This window comes from Candidatus Endomicrobiellum pyrsonymphae (assembly GCF_020328025.1).
GTDB lineage: Bacteria > Elusimicrobiota > Endomicrobiia > Endomicrobiales > Endomicrobiaceae > Endomicrobiellum > Endomicrobiellum pyrsonymphae.
In genome coordinates, this window is record NZ_JAIXMZ010000079.1 from 1 (window position 1) to 5,005 (window position 5,005).

Sequence of the window (5,005 nt, forward strand, 5' to 3'; positions counted from 1 at the left end):
TAAAGTAGTTGCGATAAAGTAGTTGCGAATAATGAACGGTTGCCGTATATTAAACCGTTTATGCCATATTCTTTGTATTTGTTTTGCCAATTTAACAAAGTTCGTCGTTTTACGCTATTTGCTTCTTGCGTCAACTTATAGCTGTGATTGCGCTTGCATGGCATGCAAGCGCTCTCCCAGCTGAGCTATAGCCCCATCGTTTATCCTGTCAGTCTATCAAAATCTTGCCAGGGGCGAACCTCTGTTCCCGCGCATTCACCATCTCGCGCCAGTTGTCAGACTTGCGCTCCTTACTCGTGTCGCACAGCAACACTCTTGCATTGCATGCCATGCAAGCGTTCTCCCAGCTGAGCTATAGTCACATCCTTCCGATAGATTATAACGAAAGATATTAGTGTTGTCAATTGCGTGTAGAAGAATATCCACGACATATTGCGCATTTTAGGAAATTTAAAGTAGTTGCGAATAATGAACGGTTGCCGTATATTAAACCGTTTATGCCATATTCTTTGTATTTGTTTTGCCAATTTAACAAAGTTCGTCGTTTTACGCTATTTGCTTCTTGCGTCAACTTATAGCTGTGATTGCGACTTCCATTCAAAATATTGTACAATCAGACCGGTTTTGTGTTGAGTTGGTATGTCATCGATATAAAGTTAGTTGACTATAGGACTGTGATAGTTTTAATCTGATAATGAGAGCAACAAAAATGGAAGATAAAAAATTAGTAAATGTTTTACGGCATTCTGCAGCACACATAATGGCTGCGGCCGTTGTAGAGCTTTTTCCCGGAACAAAAGTTGCAATTGGTCCGTCAATAGAAGACGGATTTTATTACGATTTTGACAGACAAGAGCCCTTTACTTCGGATGATTTGGTGAAAATTGAAGAAAAAATGAAGGAAATAGCAAAAGAAAATCACCGTTTTGTGCGTTCTTCTATGACCAGGGATGAAGCTATAATGGGATTTCAAGCAAAAGGTGAAAAATATAAATCGGAAATTGCGTCTCAAATTGATGATGATGAAGAAGTAAGTATGTACCAGTCTGGTACTTTTACAGATTTGTGTAAGGGACCTCATATAGCTTCAACTGGTGAGCTTAAGTATTTTAAACTTCTTTCAGTTGCAGGGGCTTATTGGAGAGGGGATTCTTCAAGAGGACAACTTCAGAGAATTTATGGTACAGCTTTTCTTGCCAAACAAGATTTGGAAGACTATCTAACAAAAATTGAAGAAGCGCAAAAAAGAGATCATAGAAAGCTTGGCAAAGATTTGGATTTGTTTAGCGTCAATGAATCTGTTGGAGGTGGACTGGTGCTTTGGCACCCAAAGGGCGCTTTGTTAAGAGATATTATTGAAAGTTATTGGAAAAAATTTCATATTGAAAATGGGTACGATCTTTTACTTACGCCTCACATTGCAAGCGAAGAACTTTTTAAAATAAGCGGGCATTTGCAAACTTATTCTGAATATATGTACGCCCCTATGGAAATAGAAAATAACCCATATCGCATAAAACCTATGAACTGTCCTATGCATTTGATGATATATAAAACAAAACTTCATTCTTACAGAGAGCTTCCCATAAGATATGCGGAATTGGGTACAGTTTATAGATTTGAAAAATCAGGAGTTTTGCATGGACTCATGAGAGTAAGAGGTTTTACACAAGACGATGGTCATGTTATTGTTGCTCCCGAGCAGCTTGAAGAAGAAGTGCTTAAAGTTTTCAATATGGCAATAGGTTGTCTTAAAACGTTTGGATTTAGCGAATATAAAATTTATCTGGCTACAAGACCTGAAAATAAATATGTGGGCGAGATAGAGGATTGGGAAAGAGCGCAGGCATCAATTGAAAACGCTTTAAAAAAAACAGGTTATAATTACGAAGTTGACGAAGGCGGTGGAGCTTTCTACGGACCAAAAATCGATATAAAAATAGAAGATGCTATAGGTAGATTGTGGCAGTGCTCGACGATACAATTTGATTTTAACCTTCCTGAAAGATTTGATATTTCCTATGTTGATTCAACCGGCAAGAAAGCAAGACCATATATGATTCACAGAGCATTACTCGGTTCCTTGGAAAGATTTGTTGGTGTGCTTTTAGAGCATTATGCTGGAGCTTTGCCTCTCTGGCTTTCGCCTGTTCAAGTTGCAATAGCAAATATCAATAGAGAACAACACGAGTATTGTGGAGAATTGTTGCAGAAATTAAAGCAGAATGATGTACGAGTTGTTTTTGACGATAGAAATGAAAAGATTGGTCATAAGATAAGAGAACACGAGATGCAGAAAATTCCTTATATGGCAGTTGTAGGCAGTAGGGAAAAGGACGCAACTTCCGTCGCTGTAAGAGCAAGAGGCAATAGAGATTTGGGCATTATGACAGTTGATAACTTTGTTTCCCTTATAAAAGAAAAAAGCGTTCCAGGGATTAATGAATTGTAAGCTTTTTTTAATAACAATAATTGGGATAAACGCATGAAAGAGGAGTATATATTTTATCAGCTTTTTTGTCATCCATTGAAAAAATAATCTAGGTTGAACAATAGATACAAGAAAGTATTTCAAAGGTATTTAAATTGAAATATATTAACGAAAGTAAAATAAATTCTTTGCTTAAAACAGAAGCGGACGAGAAGGATATTGACATTATTTTGTCAAAAACAAAAGAATTGAAAAGATTAAGTCTCGAAGAATCTGCAAAACTTTTATCTGTAAAAAATTCTGATGTTTTGCAAAAGATTTATGCCGCTGCTTCTTATGTAAAAAATACTATATATGGAAAACGTGTTGTGTTGTTTATCCCGATGTATATAAGCAATTTTTGCGCAAATAGTTGCTTGTATTGTGGTTTTGCATCTAATAATAAAGTTACGTTGAGAAAAAAACTTACATTTAACGAAATAAAAGAGCAAACCAAAATACTTCTTAAAAGAGGGCATAAACGTATTTTGATGGTCGCCGGGGAAATGGCATCTTCAAAAGACAACATAGATTATTATGTTGGCGCAGTTGAAGCGATTTACAGTGCAGAATATAAAGGCAATAAAATAAAAAGAGTTAATGTAAATGTTGCTCCTATGGACGTTGAAAGTTTTAAAAAGTTAAGAAGAGCAGGAATAGGCACATATCAAATATTTCAAGAAACGTATCACGAAGCAACATATAGGAAACTCCATATCTCCGGTGCAAAAGCTGATCCTGATAATCGATTAGATGCAATAGACAATGCTTTTAAAGCTGGGATTGATGATGTTGGTATAGGACCGCTTCTTGGATTATATAATCCTAAATTTGAAATTCTTGCATTGCTTATGCACATAGAACATCTTGAAAAAACCTACAGTGTAGGTCCTCATACTATTTCTGTACCGCGTATTGAACCTGCCCCCGGATCGAGTTATGCTGACAAACCTGAATATCCTATCGCAGATGAGGATTTCAAAAAAATAGTTGCAGTTTTAAGGCTTTCAGTCCCTTATGCTGGAATAATTATGTCAACTAGAGAAACCGCAAAACTTAGAGATGTTCTTGTAAATTTGGGGGTTTCACAAATAAGCGCAGAATCAAAAGTTACTCCAGGCGGGTATGAAGAAGATTCTGTGCACAACGATAAATTAGACAGACAATTTAGCGTAAACGATCAAAGAACTTTAAACGAAATAACGCATTCGTTGCTTTTACAAGGTTTTATGCCAAGTTTTTGCGCGGCATGCTATCGCAAAAAGAGAACCGGCGAACATTTTATGGATTTGGCAAAACCCGGCGAAATAAGGCGCATGTGCGATATTAATGCTTTGATTACTCTTAAAGAATATCTTGAAGATTTTGCGACTCCTGAAGTAAAAGAACTAGGTTATCAGCTTATTGAAAAACATAAAGCAAAACTTGATAACGCAAGTATTAGTATGTTGGAAAAACTTTTCAAAAACATAGATAACGGGGTCCGCGACGAATATGTTTAGCAAACGGTTGCTCTTATTGCGCTGTCTGGTGACCACTTTCCTCCTTGCCAAGTGTCTCCAAGGCTTTTTTTACCGCCCACAGAAATATGTTTTCCATCAGCTTAACCATTGATTGCAACAACTGCCACTTTCATAACTACGCCATCACAGTAGCTTTGACTTTATTAAATAATTCTTCTTCAGACATTTTTGCCGGTAAGTCTTGAGCTTTCATACTAGGCGCTCAAATCGGCTTTTAGTCTTTTAATTACTTTGATGTCTGTCATTTTTTTTCTCCGTTTATTGTAATTTTATAATGCTTCCGTTTTTAGTATTTAGCTGTTTTGCTTTTCCTGAGTTTAATTCTATAACCGTGTCTGTCTTTTCTGACGAATTATATGTTTTAAGATTATAATCAGAAACGTCAGGTTCAGGTTGTACATTTTCTGAGATATCAATAACTTTACTATTTGCAACCCACAATATATCTATTGGAAAATGCATGTCTTTCATCCAAAACACAAGTCTTCTTGATTGTTTAAAGAAAAATACCATTCCGTCGTACGATACTTCTTTTCTGTTTGAAAGTCCCTTTACTTTTGCTTGTTCACTTGTTGCCGCAACTAATTTTAGCGTTCTTCCGTTAATATTGACATAGACTACATCTCCGTCGTTATATCTTTTAGAGACAGATGCACATGCACAACAAAATGCAGACATGATAATAACGACAAATATTTTTAGAAAAATTTACACACGCGCCTATTATACAAATTCAATCCCTTACTTTTAACATTTCAACCTTAAAAATTATACAATGAAAACAATCAAAATTCAATCAGAGATCTTTGTCTTCTTTCTACCCTTAAATCTTCCTGCCTCAAACCTTTCTGCCAGCAAATGTAACCGCCACTATTATATCAATTTAAACCTTCTAATTTGCAAGCCAACCTAAAACTCTAATTGGAACGATTTTAAAGCTATAGAGTTTCAAAGGTACAACGAAACAGAACGGCTAATTTTGTATTTTAGGTTACATTTGGGGATATTAAAC

At 35.9% G+C, this 5,005-nt stretch carries 3 protein-coding genes; 2 read left to right on the forward strand and 1 reads right to left on the reverse strand.

What is annotated here, in order from left to right:
• Positions 1 to 694 precede the first annotated feature (694 nt).
• The gene (gene thrS / locus LE180_RS06085; protein WP_374134566.1) at positions 695 to 2,452 is read left to right on the forward strand and encodes a threonine--tRNA ligase; all 1,758 of its coding nucleotides are present in this window, start codon (positions 695 to 697) and stop codon (positions 2,450 to 2,452) included.
• A 134-nt stretch (positions 2,453 to 2,586) separates the two neighbouring features.
• Positions 2,587 to 3,972 (forward strand): [FeFe] hydrogenase H-cluster radical SAM maturase HydG, encoded by a 1,386-nt coding sequence (gene hydG / locus LE180_RS06090; RefSeq protein WP_374134567.1) that lies wholly within the window; start codon positions 2,587 to 2,589, stop codon positions 3,970 to 3,972.
• Between the two features lie 279 nt (positions 3,973 to 4,251).
• Here the strand turns inward: hydG and LE180_RS06095 are convergent, their stop codons facing one another.
• The gene (locus tag LE180_RS06095; protein WP_374134568.1) at positions 4,252 to 4,671 is read right to left on the reverse strand and encodes a DUF192 domain-containing protein; all 420 of its coding nucleotides are present in this window, start codon (positions 4,669 to 4,671) and stop codon (positions 4,252 to 4,254) included.
• Positions 4,672 to 5,005: the final 334 nt, after the last annotated feature.